16 protein-coding genes are annotated in these 23,219 nt (G+C 71.6%); 10 read left to right on the top strand and 6 right to left on the bottom strand.

Annotated features, from left to right (window positions below):
- The first annotated feature begins 106 nt into the window (after positions 1-106).
- From AB0883_RS21325 to AB0883_RS21345, 5 genes are all read left to right on the top strand, one after another.
- Positions 107-1,642, top strand: coding sequence for an ABC transporter substrate-binding protein (locus tag AB0883_RS21325; protein ID WP_366642897.1), 1,536 nt, complete (start codon positions 107-109; stop codon positions 1,640-1,642).
- A gap of 65 nt (positions 1,643-1,707) precedes the next feature.
- Positions 1,708-2,649 carry an ABC transporter permease gene (locus tag AB0883_RS21330; protein ID WP_366642898.1) on the top strand — a complete coding sequence of 314 codons (942 nt, stop codon included), beginning with the start codon at positions 1,708-1,710 and terminating at the stop codon, positions 2,647-2,649.
- A complete protein-coding gene (locus AB0883_RS21335) occupies positions 2,646-4,424 on the top strand; it encodes a dipeptide/oligopeptide/nickel ABC transporter permease/ATP-binding protein (RefSeq protein WP_366642899.1) in 1,779 nt (592 codons plus the stop codon). Before AB0883_RS21330 ends, AB0883_RS21335 begins: the two co-directional genes overlap by 4 nt.
- A complete protein-coding gene (locus tag AB0883_RS21340) occupies positions 4,421-5,275 on the top strand; it encodes an ATP-binding cassette domain-containing protein (RefSeq protein ID WP_366642900.1) in 855 nt (284 codons plus the stop codon). The genes AB0883_RS21335 and AB0883_RS21340 overlap by 4 nt, the downstream gene beginning before the upstream one ends.
- Complete coding sequence (locus AB0883_RS21345) at positions 5,272-6,855, top strand: family 20 glycosylhydrolase (RefSeq protein ID WP_366642901.1); 1,584 nt, start codon at positions 5,272-5,274, stop codon at positions 6,853-6,855. The genes AB0883_RS21340 and AB0883_RS21345 overlap by 4 nt, the downstream gene beginning before the upstream one ends.
- Here the strand turns inward: AB0883_RS21345 and AB0883_RS21350 are convergent.
- Positions 6,828-7,970, bottom strand: coding sequence for a GDSL-type esterase/lipase family protein (locus tag AB0883_RS21350; RefSeq protein ID WP_366642902.1), 1,143 nt, complete (start codon positions 7,968-7,970; stop codon positions 6,828-6,830). The genes AB0883_RS21345 and AB0883_RS21350 overlap by 28 nt on opposite strands.
- Positions 7,971-8,079: 109 nt before the next feature.
- On the opposite strand from AB0883_RS21350, the gene AB0883_RS21355 reads away from it, so the two are divergent.
- Both AB0883_RS21355 and AB0883_RS21360 read left to right on the top strand, forming a co-directional pair.
- Complete coding sequence (locus AB0883_RS21355) at positions 8,080-8,784, top strand: TetR/AcrR family transcriptional regulator (protein ID WP_366642903.1); 705 nt, start codon at positions 8,080-8,082, stop codon at positions 8,782-8,784.
- 27 nt (positions 8,785-8,811) lie between these two features.
- Positions 8,812-9,867: an alpha/beta hydrolase gene (locus AB0883_RS21360; protein WP_366643024.1), complete on the top strand. Its 1,056-nt coding sequence runs from the start codon at positions 8,812-8,814 to the stop codon at positions 9,865-9,867.
- A gap of 245 nt (positions 9,868-10,112) precedes the next feature.
- On the opposite strand, the gene AB0883_RS21365 is transcribed toward AB0883_RS21360, so the two are convergent.
- The 5 genes from AB0883_RS21365 to AB0883_RS21385 form a co-directional block, all read right to left on the bottom strand.
- A complete protein-coding gene (locus AB0883_RS21365; RefSeq protein WP_366642904.1) occupies positions 10,113-11,075 on the bottom strand; it encodes a hypothetical protein in 963 nt (320 codons plus the stop codon).
- Between the two features lie 67 nt (positions 11,076-11,142).
- A complete protein-coding gene (locus tag AB0883_RS21370) occupies positions 11,143-11,970 on the bottom strand; it encodes a peptidoglycan-binding domain-containing protein (RefSeq protein WP_366642905.1) in 828 nt (275 codons plus the stop codon).
- Positions 11,971-12,295: 325 nt separating this feature from the next.
- Positions 12,296-15,100, bottom strand: a complete 2,805-nt coding sequence (locus AB0883_RS21375; RefSeq protein WP_366642906.1) for a tetratricopeptide repeat protein — start codon at positions 15,098-15,100, stop codon at positions 12,296-12,298.
- 307 nt (positions 15,101-15,407) lie between these two features.
- Positions 15,408-18,776, bottom strand: coding sequence for a CARDB domain-containing protein (locus AB0883_RS21380; RefSeq protein ID WP_366642907.1), 3,369 nt, complete (start codon positions 18,774-18,776; stop codon positions 15,408-15,410).
- A gap of 244 nt (positions 18,777-19,020) precedes the next feature.
- Positions 19,021-20,064, bottom strand: a complete 1,044-nt coding sequence (locus AB0883_RS21385) for a BadF/BadG/BcrA/BcrD ATPase family protein (protein ID WP_366642908.1) — start codon at positions 20,062-20,064, stop codon at positions 19,021-19,023.
- 57 nt (positions 20,065-20,121) lie between these two features.
- Between AB0883_RS21385 and AB0883_RS21390 the strand changes: the two genes are divergently transcribed.
- The 3 genes from AB0883_RS21390 to ngcE are packed head-to-tail and all read left to right on the top strand — an operon-like array spanning position 20,122 to position 23,218.
- Complete coding sequence (locus AB0883_RS21390) at positions 20,122-21,033, top strand: MurR/RpiR family transcriptional regulator (protein WP_366642909.1); 912 nt, start codon at positions 20,122-20,124, stop codon at positions 21,031-21,033.
- Positions 21,030-21,779 carry an SIS domain-containing protein gene (locus AB0883_RS21395; protein ID WP_366642910.1) on the top strand — a complete coding sequence of 250 codons (750 nt, stop codon included), beginning with the start codon at positions 21,030-21,032 and terminating at the stop codon, positions 21,777-21,779. The genes AB0883_RS21390 and AB0883_RS21395 overlap by 4 nt, the downstream gene beginning before the upstream one ends.
- Before the next feature lie 17 nt (positions 21,780-21,796).
- Positions 21,797-23,218: an N-acetylglucosamine/diacetylchitobiose ABC transporter substrate-binding protein gene (gene ngcE / locus AB0883_RS21400; protein WP_366642911.1), complete on the top strand. Its 1,422-nt coding sequence runs from the start codon at positions 21,797-21,799 to the stop codon at positions 23,216-23,218.
- The last annotated feature ends 1 nt before the right edge of the window (position 23,219 follow it).

Below are 23,219 nucleotides of genomic sequence, written 5' to 3' on the forward strand. Positions count from 1 at the left end.
CTTTCCTCGATCAGAAGCAGAATCTACCATCTGGTAGATTCTGTGGCTATGCTCGTGGCGCGCTCGTCCACAGCGCGACCACACCACGACGACGAGGTGTCCCCCAATGAGACCGACATCGAGAATCGCCACGTGCGCGCTCGCCCTCGGCGTGCTCGTCGCCACAGCCGCCTGCTCTGGTGGCGACCCGACCCCCGGCGCCGCCAAGACCGCACTGACCATCGGCACCATGACCGCCACCCGCAGCATGGATCCGATCGACGCGGGCGGCGGCAGCATCCCCTATTTCCAGGCCGTCTACGACACGCTGCTCAAGCGCGAGCCTGACGGCAGCCTCACCCCGATGCTGGCCCGGTCCTGGACCTACGACACCTCCCAGACCGCGCTGACGCTCACCCTGCGCGAAGGTGTGACGTTCGACGACGGGACCGCCTTGGACGCCTCGGCCGTCAAGGCCAACCTCGACCGTTTCCGCGCCGGTGGCGGCGCCGAGGTAGGCCAGGCCGCGACCACCGCGTCCGTCGAGGCCCCCGACGCCAAGACCGTCGTCATCCGCCTTTCCGGCCCCGACCCGGCGCTGCTCAACAGCCTGTCCGACGCCTACGGACTCATCGCCAACCCGGTGAAGTTCGGCCAGGACAAGCCGTTCGCCTCGGTCCCCGACGGCACCGGTCCGTACGAGCTGGACCAGCAGGCCACCACCGTGGGCTCGGTCTGGACCTACACCCGAGCCGCGAACTACTGGGGCACCGCCGCCGCGTTCGAGAAGGTCGTCATCCGCGTCTTCGACAACGAGAACGCCATCGTCAACGGCCTGAGAACCGGCCAGATCGACACCGCCGTCCTGCAGACCGTCGACCAGCAGACGGCCGCCACCGCCGGAACGAACCTGAAGACCACATCCCAGGAGATCGACCTCAAGCTGTTCAACATCTTCGACCGCAAGGGCGCCAAGATCGCCGCGCTGGGCGACCCGAGAGTGCGACAGGCGATCAACTACGCGATCGACCGCGACATCCTCGTCCAGCAGATCCAGCAGGGCCGCGGCACCGCCACCAGCCAGATCTGGGGCGTCCAGGCCCCCGGCCACGTCAAGGAACTCGACTCCTTCTACCGCCACGACCCGGCCAAGGCCAAGGCGCTACTCGCCGAGGCCGGCTACGCGGCCGGATTCGACCTGACCCTGCCTCGCCTGGCCGCGCTGGTCCCGGACTCCCTAGCCGAGGCCCTCAGAACCGACCTCGGCGCGGTCGGCATCCGCCTCAAATGGGACGACCTCGACCGGGCAACCTTCCTCACCTCCACGTTCCGGCAGTTCAAATACCCCGGTGTGGTGATGAATGGCGGTCAGCCCAGCCTCGACTGGGCCACCATCAGCGGCTCGCTGCTGCCCAAGACGGTCGCCAACCCCTTCGGTGACACCGACGCCACGATCCAGGATCTCACCGCCAAGATCCGGGCTGGCAGCCCGGAGCAGGCGGCGCGGCACGCCCAGCAGCTCAACCGCCACATCGTCGAGCAGGCATGGTTCGTGCCGCTGTACCGGATGCAGTACATGCACGTCACCGTCCCGTCGGTGACCGCCGTGCCGCAGGCCGGCCTCGCCGTCCCCGCCCTCTACAACTACCGCCCGGCCGCCTGACGTCCGCAGGGCCGCCCGACGCCCGGAGCGCCGGGCGGCCCCAGCCTGAAAGGGAGTGATCCGGCATGCTCGGATTCCTGCTCCGACGGACCGCCGCCGGGCTGGCGCTCATCGTCGTGATCTCCTTCATCACCTTCGTGCTGCTGTCCCTGCCGGACAACGACATCGGCCGTACCCTGCTCGGCCCCGAGGCGCCGGCCGACCTCGTCGCGGCCAAGAACGCCGCGCTCGGCCTGGACCGTCCCGTGCTCACGCAGTACGCCGACTGGCTGGGCGACGCCCTGCGCGCCGACTTCGGCGCCTCCTGGTTCACCAGCGAGGACGTCATGGCCGCCATCGCCGCCCGGCTCCCGGTCACGCTCAGCCTCATGATCGGCGTCACCACGGTGACGGCCCTGGCCTCGTTCGGCCTGGGCGTCTGGTCCGGCGTACGCCGTGGCACCGTCGACCGGGCCGTGCAGATCCTCGGCGTGCTCGGCTACGCCCTGCCCGGCTTCCTGGTCACGCTCGTCATCGTGATGGTCTTCGCGGTGCGGCTCGGCTGGTTTCCGGCCATCGGCTACATCCCGCTCAGTCAATCCCCGGCAGGCTGGCTGTCGACCGTCACCCTGCCCGTCATCGCCCTGTCGATCGGCTCGATCGCCGGCGCCAGCCAGCAGGTGCGCTCGGCCGTCATCGACGTGATGAGCCAGGACTACATCCGAACCCTGCGCAGCCGCGGCCTGCCCGCCCGCACCGTGCTGTTCAAGCACGTGCTGCGCAACGCCTCCGCACCGGCGCTGACCGTCCTCGGCATGCAGTTCGTCGGCCTGCTAGGCGGCGCCGTGCTCGTCGAGCAGATCTTCGGCCTGCCAGGGCTGGGCAGCATGGCAGTCGCCTACACGACCCGCGGCGACATCCCCGTCATCATGGGCCTGCTGACCGTGACCGTCGTCGGCGTCGTCACGATCAACCTGCTCGTCGACGTGGCGATCGCGCTGCTCAACCCGAAGTCGAGGCAGGCATGAGCGCCGACCCGCAGATCCTGGCGCCCGTCGCCGACCGGCCCGGCCGGAGTACGGCCGCGCGACGACTGCTTCGCAACCCCCTGGGCGTGCTGTCCACACTGGTCCTGCTCGCCGTCATCGTCGCGGCGCTGGCCGCCCCGCTGCTGACCGAGCACCTGCCCTCGACCGCCCACCTGCGCGACGCCTTCGGCCCGCCCCGCGCCGGGCACCCCCTGGGGTTCGACTCCGCCGGCCGCGACATCCTCAGCCGCCTGCTCTACGGCGCCCGCAACACCCTCGGCGGCGCCGCCCTCGCCCTCGCCGTCGCCCTCGTGCTGGGCATCCCCACCGGCCTTCTCGCCGGCTACTTCGGCAAGCGGTTCGACGCCATCGCCAACTGGGTGGTCAACCTGCTGATGGCGCTGCCCGCAATGATCGTCCTGCTCGCATCACGGGCCGTGCTCGGGCCGACGGTCTGGGCGCTGATGGTCATCCTCGGCATCCTGGCCGCACCGAGTTTCTTCCGACTGGTGCGCGGCATCGTCCTGACCGTACGCAACGAGCTCTACGTCGATGCCGCCCGCGTGTCCGGACTGCCCTGGTGGCGCATCATCAGCCGGCACGTACTCATCATGGTCCGCGCCCCGATCATCATCCAGGTGGCGCTCGTGGCCGGGGTCGCCCTCGGCCTGCAAGCCGGCCTCGAGTTCATCGGCGTCGGATCGAGCGGCGAGCTGCCCACCTGGGGCGCCATGCTGAACGAGGGCTTCCAGTTCGTGCAGCGGGCACCGAGGCTGATGCTGTGGCCCGGCCTGGCGGTCGGCCTGACCAGTGCGGCCCTGGTACTGCTCGCGGTCGCGCTGCGCGATGCGCTCGAGGATCGCGCGGACGCGCTGCCGCGGCGCGTCCGCCGCGCCGCCCCACCGGCCCCGGCAGACCGGCCGGCCGAGTCGCCGGACCGGGCCGCGCTGCTGTCGGTGCGGTCGCTGAGCGTTTCCTACCCCGGGTACGACGGCGAGCGCGAAGTCGTCCGCGACGTGTCCCTCGATGTGGCCGTCGGCCAGATCGTCGGGCTGGTCGGCGAGTCCGGCTCCGGCAAGACCCAGACCGCCTTCGCGATCCTGGGCATCCTGCCGGACAGCGGGCGGATCGGCCGCGGCAGCGTCACCATCGACGGGCAGGAGACCATCGGCCTGTCCCAGCGGCGCTGGCGGTCATTGCGCTCGACCGCCGTTGCCTACGTGCCGCAGGAGCCGATGAGCAACCTGGACCCGTCCTTCACCATCGGCCATCAGCTGGCCGAACCGATCCGGGCGATGACCGGGGCGTCGGCCAAGGCGGCCCGGCGCCGCGCCGTCGAGCTGCTGCGCGAGGTCGACATCCGCGACCCGGACCGGGTACTGCGCTCTTACCCGCACCAGATCTCCGGCGGCATGGCCCAGCGCGTGCTCATCGCCGCCGCGATCTCGTGCGACCCGCGGCTGCTCATCGCCGACGAGCCGACCACGGCGCTGGACGTGACCGTGCAGGCGGAGATCCTTGCCCTGCTGCGCCGGCTGCAACGTCAGCGGGGGATGGGGGTGCTGCTGGTGACGCACAACCTCGGCGTGGTGGCGGACCTGTGCGACTGGGTGCTGGTGATGCGGCAGGGACGCATCGTCGAGCGCGGGCCCGTCGCCGACGTGCTCGTCCGCCCACAACACGACTACACCCGCAGCCTGGTCGACGCCGTCCTCGACCTGCCGCTGGCGGAACAGAACCACGACGCGGCGGCGTCGGGAACGGAGCAGCCATGACCCAGGTCGTGTCCATGCCGCCGCTGCTGCGGCTGGCAGGCGTCCGCGTCGCCTATCCGGGGCACGGTTGGCGCGCCCGACCGGTCGAGATCCTGCACGGGGTCGACCTTGAGGTCGGTCCGGGGCAGACCCACGGACTGGTGGGGGAGTCCGGATCGGGCAAGACCACCATCGGGCGGGCCATCCTCGGCCTGGCGCCGGTCGCCGCAGGCGCCATCACCTTCGACGGCGCACCGATCCACGCCCTGAAGGGCGGTGCCCGTCGCAGGCTCAGCCGGGACATCCAGGTGGTGTTCCAGGACCCGTACACGTCGCTCAACCCGTCGCGGCCCGTCGGCGACACGCTCGCCGAGCCGCTGTACGGCCAGGGCGTGTCCGCGCGCCAGGCCCGCGAACGCGTGGCAGGGCTGCTCGACCAGGTCGGCCTGCCGGGCGACGCGATGCGCCGGTTGCCGCGCGAGTTCTCCGGCGGGCAACGCCAACGGATCGCGATAGCCCGGGCGCTGGCGATCGAGCCGCGGCTGATCGTCTGCGACGAGCCGGTGTCGGCGCTGGACCTGACCACACAGCGGATGGTGCTGGACCTGCTGGCCCAGATCCAGCGCGACACCGGGGTGGCATACCTGTTCATCTCGCACGACCTGGCGGTCGTACGGCACGTCAGCGACGTGGTCTCGGTGATCGAACGCGGCCGGATCGTCGAGTCCGGACCGGCGGCGCAGGTCACCGGCGCGCCGGTGCACCCGTACACCCGGCGGCTGCTGCTGTCGGCGCCGGTGGCGGACCCGGCGGCCCAACGCCTACGGCGCGAGGCCTACGAACGCGAGTTCGCGGGGGAGCGTGCCTCATGACCGGCCAGCACAGGCACGACCTGGCGATGGTGCCGCTTCCGTACGCGCTGTCCGACGCCGGGCACAGGAGGACGCTGCGGGGGACGACCCTGCGTGTGGCCGGGCCGGCGGACCTCGTCGGCGCGATCGCGGCCCTGGCCGACCGCTGCCGCGGGCTCGCCGTCGCGGCGGCGGACCCGGCAGCGGCCGACGTCGTGGTCGACATCCACCCGCAGTGGCGCGGTGGCATCGACGGCGATCCGGCACGGGGACTGGATCCCGGTGGCGCGGACGACGCCCCGCCCGACGGCTTCTCGATCACCGTCGTCGACCGGCGGCTACGCGTACGCGCAGCAGGCAGCCGTGGCGCCTTCCATGCCCTGACAGCCGTCGTCCAGGCGGTCTCCGGCCCGATGGGCGGCACCGCCGAGCTGCCGCTGATCGAGGCCGAGGAGCTGCCCGGGATGCTGCGCTGGCGCGGACTGAGCCTCGACGTGGCCCGCCGCTTCTGCCCACTCGACGAGCTGCGGACCATAGTCGACCTCATGGCCTACTACCGGCTGAACGTCCTGCACCTGCATCTGACCGACGCCGTGGCCTGGCGCCTGCGGATGCCAGGCCGACCGCGACTCACCCCCGACCCGGACGCCTGCTACGACGCCGCCCAGCTCGCTGAACTCGCCCGGTATGCCGCCCTGCGGCACGTGGCGATCGTGCCCGAGATCGACATGCCCGGCCACATCCTGGCGGCGGTGACGGCCTACCCCGAACTGGGCGGCGACAAGCCGCCGCCGCACCCGGGCCTGACCCACCTGCGCCCGGACGTCCCGGCGGCGACAGCCTTCGCCCAGGAGGCGGTCCACCTGTTGTGCGGCCTGTCACCCAGCCCGTACGTGCACATCGGCGGCGACGAGGCGTTCGGAATGGACCCCGGCGAGTACGCGCGGTTCGTCCGGGCGGCCCACGAATGGGTGCGCACGCGGGGCAAGCGGCCTGTCGCCTGGCAGGAGGCGTCGCGGGGACGGGTCTTCGGCACGGGTGACGTCCTGCAGCTGTGGATCTCCCCGCAGGATGCGCCCAGAGCCGAGGAACTCGACCGCCGCCTGCCTGCGCAGTACGCGTTCCTGCGCGACACGCTGCTGGATACCTTCCGCAGCGCCCCGCAGGACCTGCCCCGCGCAGTGGCAGACGGAGCGCACTTGCTGCTGTCGCCGAGCTTTCCGTTCTATCTGGACCGCCGCTACGGCGAACCGTCGACCGACCCCGCACAGACCGCGTCGATGGAGCGGCTCGGTCACGCGGGATACCCGGTCGCACATACCAGCGACCTGTACTCGTGGCAGCCCCACGACATCACGGCCGTGGCGGACGGCACGGCCCGGATCGCCGGCGCCGAGGCGGTGCTCTGGACCGAGACGACCGGGGACGCCGACGACCTCGCCGCCCTGCTGCTGCCCCGGCTGCCGCTGCTCGCGGAGATGATGTGGTCGACACGCCGGTCTCCGTGGTCCGCCGCCGCCGCCCGGATCGCCGCGCACGCTCCGGTCTGGCAGCGGCTCGGTCTGAGCGGCTACTACCGGTCTGCGGAGGTGTTCGGCTGAAGGGCGGCGCGGACCCCGGGCGGCAGGGCGTCAACGAACCGTGCCGCGATCAGATCCGTGCCCGTCTGGTCCGGGTGCAGTCCGTCGAACAGCGTCCCGGTGTCGTCGGGTCCGAGCAGTGCCCGCCCGTCGACGTGAAAAAGATGCGGGTCGGCGCTCTGCCGAGCCCGGACGACATCCTCGACGATGCGCCGCGACATGGACAGGGTCAGCGCGTCCCGTTCGCCCTCCACGTCGCGGCGCGCTGGAACGAACCGGCCGCCCGTGTGGCGCACCGGACCGGGCGTGTCTTCCTGCATCGGGCAGCTGACAGCCGAGAACAGCACGATCGGTGTCTGCGGCAGGCGTTCGCGGACGCTGTCGACGAAGCCGTGCACGGCGGTGCGGAACATGGGCGCCCGCATGCAGTCCGCGTTGACGACGTTGATGCCCACCTTCGCGGTGACCAGGTCGGCTGGCATCCCGCCGGCGACCCTGCCCGCGAACGGGTCGAGGGTCGCGTTGCCGGAGAAGGACAGGTTGCGCAGGTCCCAGCCGTTGCGGCGGGCCACCTGCACCGGCCATGGCTGGTGCGGCTGCTCTGCGCCGCTGCCATGGCTGATCGAGCTTCCGTAGTGCGCCCACACCGGTCCGCGCTCCGGGCCGGCCGGGGCAACCGGACCGTCGGCTGCCAGGTCCAGCAGCTCGATCTGGCAGTTGTGCGGCAGCAGCACCTCAAGCAGGCCCTCCGCGCCGTCGCGGTTGATCACGAGGTCGTACGGGTCGCCGGGGTCGATGCCGACGACCTGCACGCCCCCGGCGCCATCCGGCCTCGTCCGCAACGCGGACGGCCGCGGGATGTCGTGCACTCTGCCGGGCCCGCCGTCGAACACGACCATCCGTGGCACAGCCGCCCTGCCGTCGTCGACCACCGTCGTGTGCAGAGTGATCGTCACCGTGCGGGCGGCGGTGCGCATGCGCAGCCGCACACCTGCCGGGTTGCGCGCCGCCCAGCGCAGGTCGGCGCGACCGTGCTGCCGGTCGGCCCACGCGGGGAGCCGCAGCGGAACAATGCCGCCATGGCGTCCGATCTCAGTGTCGGCATGCCCGACGAGACAGTCACTCAGCAAAATCATCCCACCTCCGGAAAGGAATTTACCACTTGGTAGAATATGGTCCGGCGGCGTGCGTGGCCGCGCGACCGCCACATACGCTGCCGGCACCGGTCATGACCAAGGAGCACACGTGACGCAGACCCCGAACCAGGCGCCGGCTCACGACTCAGCCTCCGGCACCGCACGGCCGACCAAGGGCGAGCGCACCCGCCAACGCATCCTGCAGACCGCCCTGGAGATCTTCGCCGAGTACGGCTACGCGGGCGTGTCGCTACGCGAGGTCGCCGCCCGCGCCGGCATCACCCACGCCGGCCTTCTGCACTACTTCGCCGGCAAGGACGACCTGCTGCTGACCATGATGATCGAACGCGACCGGGCCGAGGTCGACGCGATACGACACTTCGTGGCGGACACCGCCGCCGCCGAAGGCGGGCCGCAGTCGGTCGACGAGGTCATCATCCGGTGGCTGATCCGCGACATCGCACGCAACCAGCGCCGACCCGACATCGCGCCGCTGTTCGTCAAACTCTCCGCCGAGGCGACGGACAGCCGCCACCCGGCCCACGACTACTTCCGCAACCGGTACGCCACACTGCGCGCGTCACTGGCCCGCGGATTCGCCCACGCGTTCGCCACCGCCGACCCGCCAATTACCGGCCGCGACCCCGACATCTGCGCCCAGCAGCTGATCGCGCTCGCCGACGGGCTGCAGGTGCAGTGGCTGCTCGACCGAAACTCCACCGACATGGTGGCCTCCCTGCTCGACTACCTGCGCTGCCTCGGCATCGAACCGTCGGGATGGGCCGACATCGACGTGCCGGATGACCAGCGCTGACCTCCAGCCGCACCGGAGAACGACGTGATGGTCCTGGCGGTCGCCGCCGCCGTCCTCGCCACGCTGGGGGCGGCGGCATGGCTGGCATTCCGGCTCAGCCCCTGGCCGGCGGTGCTGCTCATCCGCCGTGCGCCTGGCCGGTCCGGCCGGGAGATCGAGCAGACGCTCGCGCCGCTCGTGCCCGACGGGATCGAGCAGATCCTGGACGAACGCTACGATCTCGACGACCCGGACGGCTTCCTCGACGTGTTCACCCCGTTGGCGGCAGGTTCGCCGTTGCCCACGGTCGTGTGGCTGCACGGCGGCGGGTTCATCGGGGGGAGCCGCACCGGTGTGCGCAACTACCTGCGCATCCTCGCCGCCCGCGGCTATACGACCGTCGCCGTTGAGTACTCCCACGCACCCGAGCGCCGTTACCCGACCCCGGTCCTGCAGGTCGACGCGGCACTGGCCCATCTGGTCCGCCACGCCGACCGACTGCACATCGATCCCGCGCAGATCGTGCTCGCCGGGGACTCCGCAGGAGCACACATCGCCGCCCAGGCAGCTCTCGCGCTCACCGATCCCACCTACGCCGACAGGGCCGGACTGCCGACCACCGTCCGCGGGGCGACCGTCCGCGCCACGATTCTGGCCTGCGGGCCGTACGACCTGGACCTGCCCGACTACGACGGGCCGCACGCCCGGCTGCTGCACACCGTCCTGTGGGCCTACACGGGAGTCAAGGACTTCCGAACCGATCCTCGCATCGCCTACGCGTCCCTGCCGCGGCACGTCAGCGCGACGTTCCCGCCGACCTTCCTCACCGTGGGCAACGCCGATCCGCTCCGGCGGCACTCGGCCGCCCTCGCCGAGTCCCTGGCCACACGGGGCGTCTCCGTCGACACCCTGTTCTACCCCGATGACCACGAGCCGCCGCTCGGCCACGAGTATCAGCTCGACCTCACCGCCGAGGCCGGCAGGCAGGCCCTGAACAGGATGGTGCTGCATTTGCAAGCGCACACTGTCCGGCCGGCCGACTACGGGCGGGTCGTCAGCACTCGGTGTCAACCGGATGGAGCCGGCCCTGCACCCCTGCCATGAGAGTGCTTACGTGCTCGTGCCGGCACGGCGGTCATCGGCTGACCTTGGAACTGGTGATGATGTCCGCGGCGTAAGCGCGAACATCATCACCAGCACCTGTTCATCCGTCGCCGGACCGCTACGTGGCTGTACCGCCGAGCGAGCGATCCTGTCGCGTCCCACTCCGGTGGCGGCTGGCGTCCATGCGGTGATTTCGGGGGCGGGACCTCCGCAGCCACCGGTCGCTGGTCACCTGTCGCTGGTCGTCAGTAGTTGACGTAGGCGGTGAGGGCGAGGTGGTCGGAGTATTCACCGCCGGCCATCGTGGGGGTGATCGTGGCGACGTTGCTGAAGCCGTTGCCGCTCTTGACCAGCAGGAAGTCGATGCGCCGGCTGTTGAGGGTGTCGTACGCCGCGGAGCAGTTGCGGCTGCCGCACTTCTCGGCGATCGGGTCGCGGTACCCGAAGGCCTTGCCGTCGTTCCACCAGCCTTCGGTGTCGGGTTCGGTGTTGACGTCACCCGCGACGATCTTGAGGTCGCCGCCGAGGCGGGTCATCGCCTCGTCGGCCTCCTTGATGTTCTCGTCCGCGCACTTCGGGCCGTGCCAGGTGTTGGTGGGCCAGTGGATCGAGGCCACCGAGACGTCCTGGTTGGCGATGTTGTCGTGCAGTCGGACGGCGATGTTGTGGACCCGGTCCTGGCTGCTGCGGGTGGGTTCGAGATTCTGGCATCCGCCGGTGCCCGCGTCGTAGTTCTCGGGGGCGTCGGAGCGCCAGCGGGTGGCGGCCTCGTAGGTGAACCGGTCGGAGCGGTAGATGACCGCGTTGGTCTGCTGGTTCTTCATCTTGCCGCAGGTGCTCGTGTAGCCCATCGAGCCGGGGTTCGCGATCGCGATCTGTCCGGCGTAGGTTCCGGGCAGTTCGTCGGAGAGGCGCTGGGTCAGGGCGTCGAGCTGCGTCTGGTTCGAGACCTGCTGCACGGTGAAGATGTCCGGGCTCAGCGGGCGGCCCTTGATGTAGGTGATCAGCCGGTCCCAGATGAACCCGTCGGCGCAGGAGGCGGGCAGCCAGTTCTCGATGTTGTTGTTGTAGACCACCACGTGGTTGGGGGAGGTGTTCACGGCGGCGTGGGCGGCGGTGGCGCCGGTGAGGCCGGCCGCCGCGGTCGTCAGGACCGTGGTGAGTACGGCGACGGCGCCGCGCGTGAGGCGGCTGTTACGGATGGACAACTTTCCTCCTGGTCGTGCTGGTGACTGGCATCGATGCAGCTCGTGGTGACGCTGGGGTCCGTCGTCGTCACAGGGTCCGCTGGTATTCCTCCCAGGTGCGCTTGGGGCTGACCGCGGGACCGTCGTCGGGGCCGCGGTTCGCCAGCCCGTTACGGCCGAGGTAGTAGTCGCCGGCCTGGTTCTGCGCACCTGTCGACTGGTCGGTGTCGGCGAGGGCGATGGCGTGGATGTGGTAGCCCCAGTCCCCCTGGCTCGGGGTGCGCAGCCACGCGGCGAAGCCCACCGTGCGGAGCCGGCGCAGCACGTCCGTCCGGGTGGCCGAGGAGAGACCGCTGACCGACAGATCGAGGGCGCCGCCGCCGTCGTGGGTGCCCGCCGACGCCCCCACGCCGGTGTTGTAGGACCCCTGCGTGATGCTGAGCTGGCGCCCGAGCAGACGTTCGGCCTCGAGCAGCATCGCCCTGGTCCGGGTGTTGACCCGGAAGCCGCGCAGGGTCACGACGCTGCCGGGCGAGATGGCGCGGACGACGGTGTATCGGCCCTCGCCGAGCAGTCGTAGTGACGACGGCCCGGGCAGCCCGGTCGCGTCGAGGCCGGTGTAGCCGAGGGACCGTTGGTACGCCGCGTACGCGGCGATCGTGCTGGTGCCGAAGTGCCCGTCGACGTATGTGGCCGACAGCAGCCCTCTGGCCTGCAGGGCCCGCTCGACCAGCAGAACGCTGTCCTTGGCGCCCGCCGTGATGGCGGTGTCCGCCCGGCGGGGGTCGATCTGGGCGGCCTTGATGAGCGCCTCCATGTCGACCTGAGGCAACGCGGCGGCCACCGGGCGGGCCAACGGCCCGGCGGTGGCCACCGCCGCACCCGCGGCAACGAGCAGGCTTCTTCTCGTGATCACTTGAGCTCCTGTCTATCCGTCACGACGTCGTTGGTCAGCGGCGCGGGACGCCGGCGATGAACCCGTCGAAGCCGGTGTGGACGTACCGCGCCGGAGAGGGCGCGCCGACCGTGGCGGAGGCGCGACCGCGAACAGCGGCAGGGAACGTGGCCTCATACCTCGACTCCGTCAGGCAGCCGGATCCCCTGCCACGGACGCAAAGGACGGTTGCCTGACTATCGGGTCAGCGAACCGGCTCGTCAAGACGCTCATCGATGATGTACTCGGAATGTACGAGCCCCGTTTGCGGCCTTCTCCCGTTGATCCACCTGCCGCCTGACGCGGCTCAGCGTCGGCTGACCTTCCGCCCCGTGTCGGCCGAGGAGTCGAGTTCGGCCAGAGCCCGACGCACCTCGCGGGTGCCGTTCGGGTCGGCGATCCGCTCGGAGAGAGCCAGCGCCAGGTGCAGGTCGTCGCGGGCCGCCAGCCGCTGCCCCGTGGCACGGTGGACCTGCGCCCGCACGGTGAGGACCCGCCACTCCGCCTCACGGTTGCCGGTGGCACGCGCGACGGTCAGGGCCTTGCCGAGCCATCCGTACGCATGCCGGGGCTGGCCGCTACGGGCGTAGACCTGACCGATGGTCAACATGGTGATGCCGAGGCCCAGCTCGTCGCCGAGTTCACGTCGCAACCGCAGGCTCTCCCGCAGGTTGACGAGCGCCGCCTCGGTCTGGCCGAGTTGCAGCAGCACGTCGGCCAGATTGTTCAGGGTGAGGCCCACCCGCTGCCGGTCGTCGCGCTGGCGGTGCATCTCGAGCGCCCGTAGAAAGCTCACCCGGGACTCGTCGAGGCGGCCGGCGGCGGCCAGCACGACTCCGAGATGGTCGTGGGTCACCGCGACCGCGTGGCTGTCCCCTTCGGCCGTCTGGAGCGCGAGTGCCCTGCGGAGGCCGTCGACCGCCTGTGCGGTCTCGCCGAGCCGGGACCGGGCAACCGCGACGTAGGTCAGCGAGGTGGCCTCGTCCGGACGGCTGCCCAGCCGCCGGGCGCAACGCAGCGCGTTCTCGGCCAGCTCACGCAGTTCCCGGTAGTGGCCCCGCATCGGCAGGAAGGGGTAGAGCGCCGTGCACATCCCGACCGCGAACAGGTCGCCCTCGGCCGTGCCGTCCCGCGCCGCCACGCGCGCCACGGCGAGGAGGTTGTCGCGCTCCGCCTCGAGCCACCCCAGGGCCTCCCGCTGATGGGTGAAGGTGACGGTGGGGACGGCCTCGACGAACACGTCGGGCAGCCGACGGGGGTCGGGCCGGAGCTGGTCCCGGGCGCGCCGCGCGGTGTCGAGGAAGTAGCAGCGCGCCGCGTGTAACGCAGCCGCCCGGGCCACCGGGTCACGACGGCCGCGTTCGACGGCGTAGATCCGCACGAGGTCGTGCAGGCGATAGCGGCCCGTCCCGCACGGGTCGATGAGCCCCGCGTCCGCGATGCGGTCCAGCGCGGTGCGTACCTCGCGCGCGGTGGCCCCGGTCAGCACCCGGGCCAGATCGAGGTCGAGCGTCGGGGTGCAGATCATTCCCCAGCGGTCGAACAGGTCCAACGCTTCCGGCCCGCCCGCTCGCTCGGCGAGAACGTCGCACGTCACCGCCAGGCTCGCCCGCACGGCCAGGTCGTCGCAGCTCAGCTCGTCGAGCCGGTACTGCTCGTCGGAGAGCCGGACGACCATGTCGGCGAGCGTCCACTCCGGATGGCCGACCAGTCGGGCACCCACGATCCGTAGCGCGAGTGGAAGGTGCCCGCACATCGCGGCCAGTTCCTCGGCCTCCCGCGGCGAGCCGGTGAACCGGTGCGTGCCCGCGTGCCGGGCGAGCAGCATGATCGACTCTGCGGCGCCGAGTTCGTCGACTGCGAGGTGGGCCACGTCCAGCGCGGGCAACGTGGTCCGGCTCGTCACGATCACCGTGGCGCTGCCGAGCACCGACAACAGCCGTCGTACCTGGCCGGCGTCGACGACGTTGTCCAGGACGACGAGCACCCGCCGGCCGCTGACCCGCACCCCCAGCTCGGCTGCCTCCGCGCCGGGGGTGCCGCCCGACCGGTCCCCACCGAGCGCGCGAAGGAGGCTGCCGATCGCCTCCTCGACGGTCATCGGGGTCAGACCGGGGCTGCTGCCGCACAGGTCGAGGTAGAGCTGTCCGCCCGGGTGCGACGGGGCGAGCCGGGCGGCGACGCTGCCGGCCAACGCGGACTTGCCCACCCCGGCCGGGCCGTGCAGCACCATCATCCTGGCGATGCCGAGCTCGGCCTCGATCCGGGCCAGCAGGCGCTGCCGGCCGACGAGGGCCACCGGCGGCGGAAGGGTGGACGGCGGCCCGTCCGGCGACGCCGCACCGGGCGTCGGCATCGGGCGGTGCGCAGGGCCTGACGTCTCATGGAGCAGCTTGCGCTCGATGTCTTGGAGGACCCATCCGGCGCCCCGGCCGGACGTGGCGAGCAGCGCGGCGTTCGCCGTGGCCAGGGCCGCCATGGCCTCGGCCCGGTCGCCCGAGCGGACCAGGGCCTGGACCAGCCCTTCCCAGGCGGACTCGCGCTCTGGCCGGTCGGCGAGCAGTGATCGCAGCGCGCCGACTGCGGCATCGGTCCGGCCGGCCTCGACGCACGCGGCGGCGTACTGCTCGACCGCCACCGCGCGGCTCTCGTCGAGCGCGTCGAGGCCGTGGCCCAGCGCACCGTAGCGGGGCAGACCCTCGGCTGCCTCGCCGTACCACCGGCGCAGCCCGGTGGCGAGCAGGTCCGCGGCCTGCTCCGGGCATCCCTGACGACCCGCGTCGGAGGCGTCGCGTACGTCGGTCTCGAACCGGTCGAGGTCCAGCTCGCCCGGCTCCACCCTCAGCGCATAGCCGGAGTTCACCCAGGTCAGCCGGTCGCGGTAGGGGCCCAGGGCGACCCGCAACCGCGCCACGTAGGCCCTCATGTTGACCTGCGCCGACGGTGGTGGCTCCGCCCAGAGGCTGCCCCTGAGCCGGTCGGCGGACACCCGCCGCCCGCGACCCATGAGCAGCGCGGCCAGCAGGAGCTGCGGCCGGCCGGTCGGCAGCGCGACGCGACGGCCGTCGACACACAGGTTCACGGGTCCCAGCAGACCGAACCCGACCGTCATCCCGCGAACCTCCACGATCATGGATTCGATATCCCCGATCGTAGAGGCGCTCGCGAGGGCGCGGCGACCGCGTCGATCCGCCTGGCCGCACGTCCCACCCCGGCAGGATGTCCGCTCGGCGACCGAACCCCGCCCGGGTCTGGCGGCGGGACCGTAGGCGGCTCGACGCCACTGGGCGCACGGACCCCCGGCACGGGTCTGTCTGGCGTTGCTGTCACCCGGCCGCTGGCGCCCGCGCGGTCGCCTCGACGCGAGGTGTCCCCGGCCGCGGCCGGAGACACCTCGCGTCACCGTTGTCGGGCGGGTGTCAGCCGCCGGTGATGGAGAAGGTGGAACCGGGTTCCTTCACGATGTCGCCGTCGGCCGAATTGGTGATGGTGACGTTGGTCAGGACGGCGTTGCCGCGAGCGCCGCTCATGGCCAGGATGCCGGCGCCGTTGTTCGACTTGTCGATCTTCACGTTGGTGATCGCGACGTTCGGCATGTTGCCTCCGCCGTTCTTGAACTGGATGCCGTCGTAGGTCGAGTCGTGGATGTCAGTGTCACGGATGGTGACGCCGGTGATGTCCGTCGTCGCCGGGAACAACGTGATCGCTCCGAACTCCTGGTCCTCGTTCCAGAAGACGCCACCGCACCGGAAGAGGGCGTTGTTGGCGATCAGCGTGGTGCCGGTGAAGGGCAGTGGACTGTGGTCGGTCGCCAGCATGATGCCGGGGTAGTTCATCGTGTCGTGGATCAGGTTGTTCTCGATCGTGTTGCCGTGGCCGCCGTAGATCGCGATGCCGTTCGCCCGCCAGGGCAGTTGGATGGTGTTGTTCAGGAAGCGGTTGTCGTGCGCGACGTCCACGCTGGCGTCCTTCACCCGCGGATTGGCCCAGACGGCCAGGGAGTCGTCGCCGGTGGTACGGAACGAGGAATTGAACACCCGGGAGTTACGCGTGCCGTTGGAGAAGTTGATGCCGTCGGCGTACGTGTCGCGGATCCGCATGCCGGTGAACTCCAGCCCGTCGCCGGGGTTCCAGTAGGCGGGCGTGTCGGAGTAGTCCCGCCCGACCCAGGCGCCGACGTTGACGTGCTCGATCCACACGTTGCTGATCTTCGTGTTCCTGCCGAACCGCCCGTTCAGCCCGTGTCCCCGGTTCGCGCGGTTGGTCGTCATGCCGAAGATGGCGATGTCGGAGATCCTGGTGTTGTCGTCGATGTCGAAACCGACGTTGCCCTCGTGCGGGTGGTTGATGTTGCCCACCACGTTCTGCGGCTCGGTCCGGGTGTAGAGCTGTGCGTGCCACATGCCCGCTCCGCGGACCGTGACGTTCCGGATGCCCCGCTGGTTGTACTGCCCGCGGTTCGGGTCCGGCGAGAGGATCTTCTGTTCCTGCCGCCACTGCCCGGCGGGGATCCAGACGCAGCTGATCACGCCGTTCTGGTCGTCGGTCACCGCCCGCTGGATGGCGGCGGTGTCGTCGAGCCCGTCGTTCGGGATCGCGCCGTAGGCCGTGATCGAGGTGCACTCGGCCGGCTTGGTGGCCGGGGGCGCCACCTGCTCCAGGTCGATCAGGTCGATGATGTAGAACGACGCGGTGTCGGTCGCGTCCCGCTGCAACTTGAACCTGGTCCCGGCCGGCCAGGACCGCGACAGCAGGGCGTGCGACTCGTCGAACAGCCGTCGGGCGTCGGCCTGCGGGGTGTTGGACAGCGACTCGGTGTCGTCGGTGGTGCCGTACAGCCAGCTGTTCCGCGACGAGAGCGTCAGTTTCTGGGCGAACACGTCGTTGATGTAGAGGCTGATGCTGGCGTCGATGCCGCCGCCGCCCGGAGCGTCGGGGATGGAGTTGCGCACCACGATCGAGTTCGACGGGTTGGTCGAGGTGAACTCGACGAACTGCCCGGTGCTGTTCAACCGCACCGATTTGCGCCCGGAGGACTCGGTGGCGAAGTTGGTGTGCCCGAACGTGCGCAGGGGGTCGGCTTCCAGCAGGGTGCCCTGGTAGCGGGCGGCCTCGGCCTCGTACTCGACCCACGGCGTGGCCGCGCCACGGCCCACCACGATGGCCTGGGAGAACGAGTTGTTGGTCTCGTTGGTCTCGGCGACGACGTTGGTGGCGTCGGCGGTGGCGGTGATGGTCGCGCCGCCGGCGGTGGCGGTCCAGCTCCCGCCGACGGCCACGTTGACCGTCGCGCCGGCGGCCACCGTGGGGGTGCTGGCGTTCAGCGTGGTGCCGCCCACCGCCACCCGGGTCACAGAGGCGGCGGGGGCGCCGGTGATGCCGCGGTTCCTGACCGCGACGGTGAACGTGACCGCCGCTCCGACGGCCGGGTTGGCCGGGTTGGGGGTGACGCCGACGACCTGGAGGTCCGGGCCGGGAGCCTGGGTGATGACCAGCGGCGTGGCCGAGGTGAAGCTGTTGTTGTCGTTGTTCTGCTCGGCGACCGTGTTGTCGGGGTCCACCACCGTGGAGACGGTGTGGCTGCCCGTCGACTGCGTGCCGATGTTCGCCGAGACGGTGGTCGAGGCGCCGGCGGCGAGCGCGGCGACGGAGGCGCCGCCCACCACGGTGCCGCCGAGCTTGAAGTCCACCCTGGTCGCGCCGGCGGCCGCGGTCCCCGTGTTCCTGACCGTGGCCGACAGGGTGATCGGGTTGGCCTCGCTCGGCGTCGCGGGGCTCCAGCTCGTCGTCGTCACGACCAGGTCCGGGTTCGGGGCCCAGGATCCCCGCACCTGGAGGTCGGCGACCTGCCCGCCGGGCGCGCCGGTGTTGCCGAGGAACCTCAGCTGTACGTCCGCGACCCGGCTCGTGACCGGAATCGTCACGGAGTTCTGGTTGCCCGCCGGGTCGAAGGCGTAGCTCGCCGCGGCCTTCAACGAGGTGAAGCCGGTGGCCGTCTGCGCGCGGCCCAGGATCTCGATCTGCTGCGTGCGGGCGCCCCAGACCGGGTCCGGGTTGAGCTTGACCACGACCGCCGTGACGTCGGCGTCGGCGCCGAGCTTCACCGTCAGGGTGGACGGGAATCCGGCCGACTCCCAGTAGGAGCTGGGGCTGCTGTCGTTGGCGTTGGCCGCGACGAAGGTGAAGACCGAGGAGGACGCCTCGATCGGTCTGCCACCGGCCAGGTTCGTGCCTCCCGGGACGCCGGGGTCGCCACCGCCCGGGCCGTCCACGCCGTAGACCTCGAACTCGGCGATCTGGGCGGCGGGCCAGCCGGTGTTGCCGGTGATGGTCAGCCGTACGTGGCGGACCGCCGTGGCGGCGAAGTCGATGGTGACGGTGTTGGCCGTCACCGGGTTGAACACCCGCCCGGCCGCTCCGGAGAGCGTGCTGAAGGTGCTCCCGTTGGTGCTGCCCTGCACGGCGATGGTCTGGGTACGGGTGCCCCAGTCGGTCGAGGGGGGCAGCTTCAGCTTCACCTGGTCGACGGTGACGCTGCTGCCGAGGTCGATCTGCACCCACTGCGGGAAGGCGTTCGACGGGCTCTCCCAGTACGTCTGCTGGTTGCCGTCGTTGACGTTGGCCGCGCCGTAGCCGCCGTTGGATCCGCTGGCCGAGACCGCCTTGCCGGACGACAGGTTGGGGCCCCCGGCCGCGAGCGCCGGGGTGGGCGAGACGGCCGTCAGGCCGATCAGGCCGGCCGAGAGGAGACCGCTGAGCAGCCCTCGGCCGAGTTTCCTTCGTTTCATGGCGTCCCTGTTCTGTGTGATCGGTGTTGGAACCTGCGGCGCGGACCGCGGCGGCCGGTGGCGGGCAAGGGTGTCGGAAAATTCCGGCGATGCAATCGTCTTCTTGCGTTGCTATGCCAACTTCTTTCGCGTGACGTCCGTCAATGTTTCAGATCGGTCGCCGGTTCGTCAACGGCTGCGGGTCGACGGGCCATGTCGTCCGGTGGTGCTCGCGGTGCCGGCGGTCCGGTCGCCGGGCCCGCCATCACTCGGACGGGGTGACGAATGCGCCGTGCTCGGTGCCGGTGGGCACGAGTTCGCGGGCGGCGAGCCAGGCCGCCGCGGCGGCGGGGTCTCCGGCGACCGACACCGGCCGTCGTCCGAGGTGGGCCGACAGCGCGGCACGAAGCTCCGACGGGCCGGTGAGCAGGCCGCCGGCCAGGACGAGCGGTCCGGGACCGGGCGAGACGGCACGCACGGTGGCGGCGAGCCGGTCGGCGGCTGCCTCGATCAGGCGCCGCGCGTCCCGGTCGCCGACGCGGGCGGCGTCGAGCACGAGCGGGGCCAGCCCCGCCACCCGATCGCGGGGCAAGGCGTAGAAGGCGGCGACGAAGCTGTCGACCGCCGTGGGAGGCGCCGTACCCGTCGATCCGGCGAGTGGCTCGACGAACTCCCCGGGGGAAGCAGGTGTGGGGCCGGTGTGGACGGGCGGGGTGGCGGCGCGGAGCACGGCGTCAGAAACGGCGTCGACCAGTGGCCCGCCCGCGCGGCGGCCGGCGGTCAGCGTCCGGGCGGTCAGCCGCGCCGCTTCGAGGCCGATCCAGAAGCCGCCGCCCTCGTCGCCCAGCAGCCAGCCCAGTCCGTCGACGGTGCGGCCCACCGACCGCTCGACGATCTGCACCGCGACGGCCCCGGTCCCGGCGATCAGCACCGTGCCCGACGGCGCCGGCGTTCCGGCCGCGAACGCCACCACCGCGTCGCCCACCGTCCGGAGCGGACACGTCAGCCCGGTGGCCCGCCAGGCGTCCAGGTAGATCGCCGCCACCGCCGGTCGGTCCAGGGCCGACCGTCCGGCCAGTCCCACCACGGCGCCCGCCACCCGCGCCGGATCGTGCCCGGCGAGGGCCTCCCGCGCCGCCGCGACCAGGGCGGAGGCTGCTTCGGTCGGCGGCTGGGTGGCCGGGTTGCCGGCGCCGGCCCGGCCGCGGCCGACGACCCGCCCGTCGGGCGTCGACACGAGCGCCCTGGTCGCCGAGCCGCCACAGTCGGCACCGAGAACGAGGATTGTCGATGTGCAAAGTATTGACATGCATCAACGTTCAATCATAATTTTGCTCATCACAAGAGTGAAGTGAAAGGAATGCCGATGGCCGGGACCGGGTTGTTGGGCCGTGTCCGCACCGAGCTGCCGACCCTGCCCGAGGCTCTCCAGCGGGTCGGCGAGCGGCTCCTCGGCGACCCGGAGGAGACCGCGCGGTCCACGATCGTCGACCTCGCCGAACGGGCCGGCACCTCGACGGCCACGGTCACCCGTTTCTGCCGCACCTTCGGCTACCGGGGCTACGCCGAGCTGCGGGTCGCCGTCGCCACGGAGACCGGTCGGGCGGCGCAGGCCCGCTGGGACACCGACATCGACCGCGAGATCGGCCCCGACGACCCGCTCGGCCATCTGCTGGACGTCGTCGCGTCGGCCGACGGGCGGGCGATCCAGGACACGGCCGGCCAGGTCGACCTCGCCGCCGTCGACCGGGTGGCCGCGGCCGTGGCCCAGGCGCGCCGGGTCGAGCTGTTCGGGCTGGGCAGTTCCGGCAACGCGGCCCGCGAGATGGCGTTCCGCCTCGAACGGATCCGGGTGCCGTGCTGGCATCGCCCCGACCCGCACACCGCGCTCACCAACGCCGCACTGCTGGAACCGGGCGACGTGGCGATCGGGCTGTCGCACAGCGGCCGCACCCGCGAGGTCATCGAGGTGCTCTCCGAGGCGGCCGACCACGGCGCGCTGACCGTCGCCGTCACCTCGTTCCCGCGCTCGCCGCTGGCCGAGGTGGCCGACGTCGTGATGACGACCGCGGTGCAGGAGACGACGTTCCGGCTCGCCGCGCTGTCGGCGCTGCACTCCCAGTTGCTCGTGCTCGACCTGATCTACGTCGCGGTCGCGCAGCGCACGTACCGCCGTACCACCGCGGCCTTCGAGGTGACCGCCCGTGCGGTCGCCGCCCACCGCCTGCCCGACGAGAGCCGCCGGCCCCGGCGGCGTCACCGACCGGAGGAACGATGATCGGCGCCCAGGAGTACCTCACCGCGGTCAACGCCGCGATCGCGCACGTGGCCGCCACCCAGCAGGACGCCGTGCGCCGCGCGGCCGACCTGCTGACGGCCGGGTTGCGCGCGGGCGGCGTGGTGCAGGCGTTCGGCAGCGGCCATTCGGAGGCCCTGGCCATGGAGATCGCCGGACGGGCCGGCGGCCTCGTGCCGACCAACCGCATCGCGCTGCGCGACATCGTCCTGTACGGCGGGGCCGAGCGGGCGTCGCTCGACGACCCGTTCCTCGAGCGCGACCCGGCGGTCGCCCACCGCCTCTACGAGCTGGCTCCCGTCAAGCCGGACGACGTGTTCGTGATCGCGTCGAACTCGGGCGTCAACGGCGTGGTGGTGGAACTGGCGCGCCTGGTACGCGAACACGGCCACGGGCTGGTCGCGGTCACCTCGCTCGCCCACACCAACGGCGTCCCGCCACGGCACCCGAGCGGCCTGCGGCTGGCCGACCTCGCCGACGTGGTGCTCGACAACGGCGCCCCCTTCGGGGACGCCGCCCTGCCGATCGAGGGCGGGGGAGCGGTCGGCGCGATCTCGTCCGTCACCGGCGCGCTGCTGGCCCAGCAGGTCGTGTGCGAGGTGGTGGCCCGGCTCGTCGCCGCCGGGGAGACGCCCCCGGTCTACCTGTCGGCGAACGTTCCCGGCGGAGACCGACACAACCAGGAGTTGGAGGCGCGGTACGCCGGGCGCATCCGGCGCGCCGCCTAGAGAAGGCGAGCCCAGTCATGAACCCCTCTTCTCCGCACGGACGCCACCCCACCACCCGGCGCACCGTCCTGCGCGCGAGCGCGGCCGTCGCCGCGGCCGTGCCCCTGGCCGGATGCGTGACCGCCGGCGGCGGTGCCGACGGCGCCCCCGCGGCCGAGGGCGCGAAGACCGCCGAGAACCCGCTCGGCGTGCCCGACGCGACACCGCTCGAGGTCGTCATCTTCAAGGGCGGTTACGGCGACGACTACGCCGTCCACGCCGAGAAGCTCTACCAGGGGCGACACCCGGGTGCGACCGTCGACCACAAGGGCATCCAGAAGGTGGGCGAGGCGCTGCAACCGAGGTTCGTCGCCGACACCCCGCCGGACGTCGTCGACAACACCGGCGCCGGACGGCTGGACCTCGCCACGCTCGTCGCCGCGGGCAAGCTCACCGACCTGAGCGAACTGCTCGACGCCCCGGCGCTCGACGGCGGCGGCACGAAGGTGCGCGACACCCTGCTGCCGGGCGTCGTCGACGACGGCACGTTCGACGGCGTCCCGCGCACGCTCAACTTCACCTACACCGTCTGGGGGCTGTGGTACTCCCGGTCGCTCTTCGCGCGCAACGGCTGGACGTTCCCGACGACCTGGGACGCGATGCTGGCGCTCTGCGCCGAGATCAGGAAGACCGGCGCCGCGCCATGGACGTACCAGGGCAAGTACCCGGAGTACGTCAACGACCCCTTGCTGGCCATGGCGGCCAAGGCCGGCGGGACCGATCTCGTCAAGGCGGTCGACAACCTGGAACCCCACGCGTGGAAGCAGCCGGCACTGCTCGACGCGGCCACCGCCGTCGCCGAGCTGGCCGGGCGCGGCTACATCCTGCCGGGCTCGGAGGCGTTGTCGCACACCGAGGCGCAGGCCGCCTGGTGCCAGGGCCGCGCCGCGATCATTCCCTGCGGGTCCTGGCTGGAGGCCGAGCAGAAGGGCATCGCCCCCGACGGCTTCGACATGGTGATGGCCCCGGTGCCGTCCCTCGGCGGCGGGGACCGGATGCCGGTGAGCGCGCTGCAGGCGGCCAGCAGCGAGTCGTTCATCGTGCCGGCGAAGGCGAAGAACCCGCGGGGCGGTCTCGACTTCCTGCGCGTCCTGTTCTCGAAGCCGGCCGCGCGACGGTTCGCCGAGCTGAACTCCACCCTGCCGACGGTGACCGGCGCGACCGACGGCCTCAACCTCTCCAGCGGGCTCGGCTCGGTGAAGGCCGCCGTCGACGCGGCCGCCTCGCACACGTTCGCGTACCGCTTCCGCACCTGGTACGCGCCCCTGGCCAAGGCGGTCGACGACGCCACCGGCGAGCTGGCCACCCGGCGCGTCACGCCGGCACAGTGGGCCGACCGGATCCAGCGGGCGGCGGATCGCGTCGCGGCCGACAGCGCCGTCACCAAGTACGAGCGGTAGC

The sequence above is a fragment of the Micromonospora sp. NPDC047812 genome, assembly GCF_040704175.1.
Taxonomy (GTDB): domain Bacteria; phylum Actinomycetota; class Actinomycetes; order Mycobacteriales; family Micromonosporaceae; genus Micromonospora.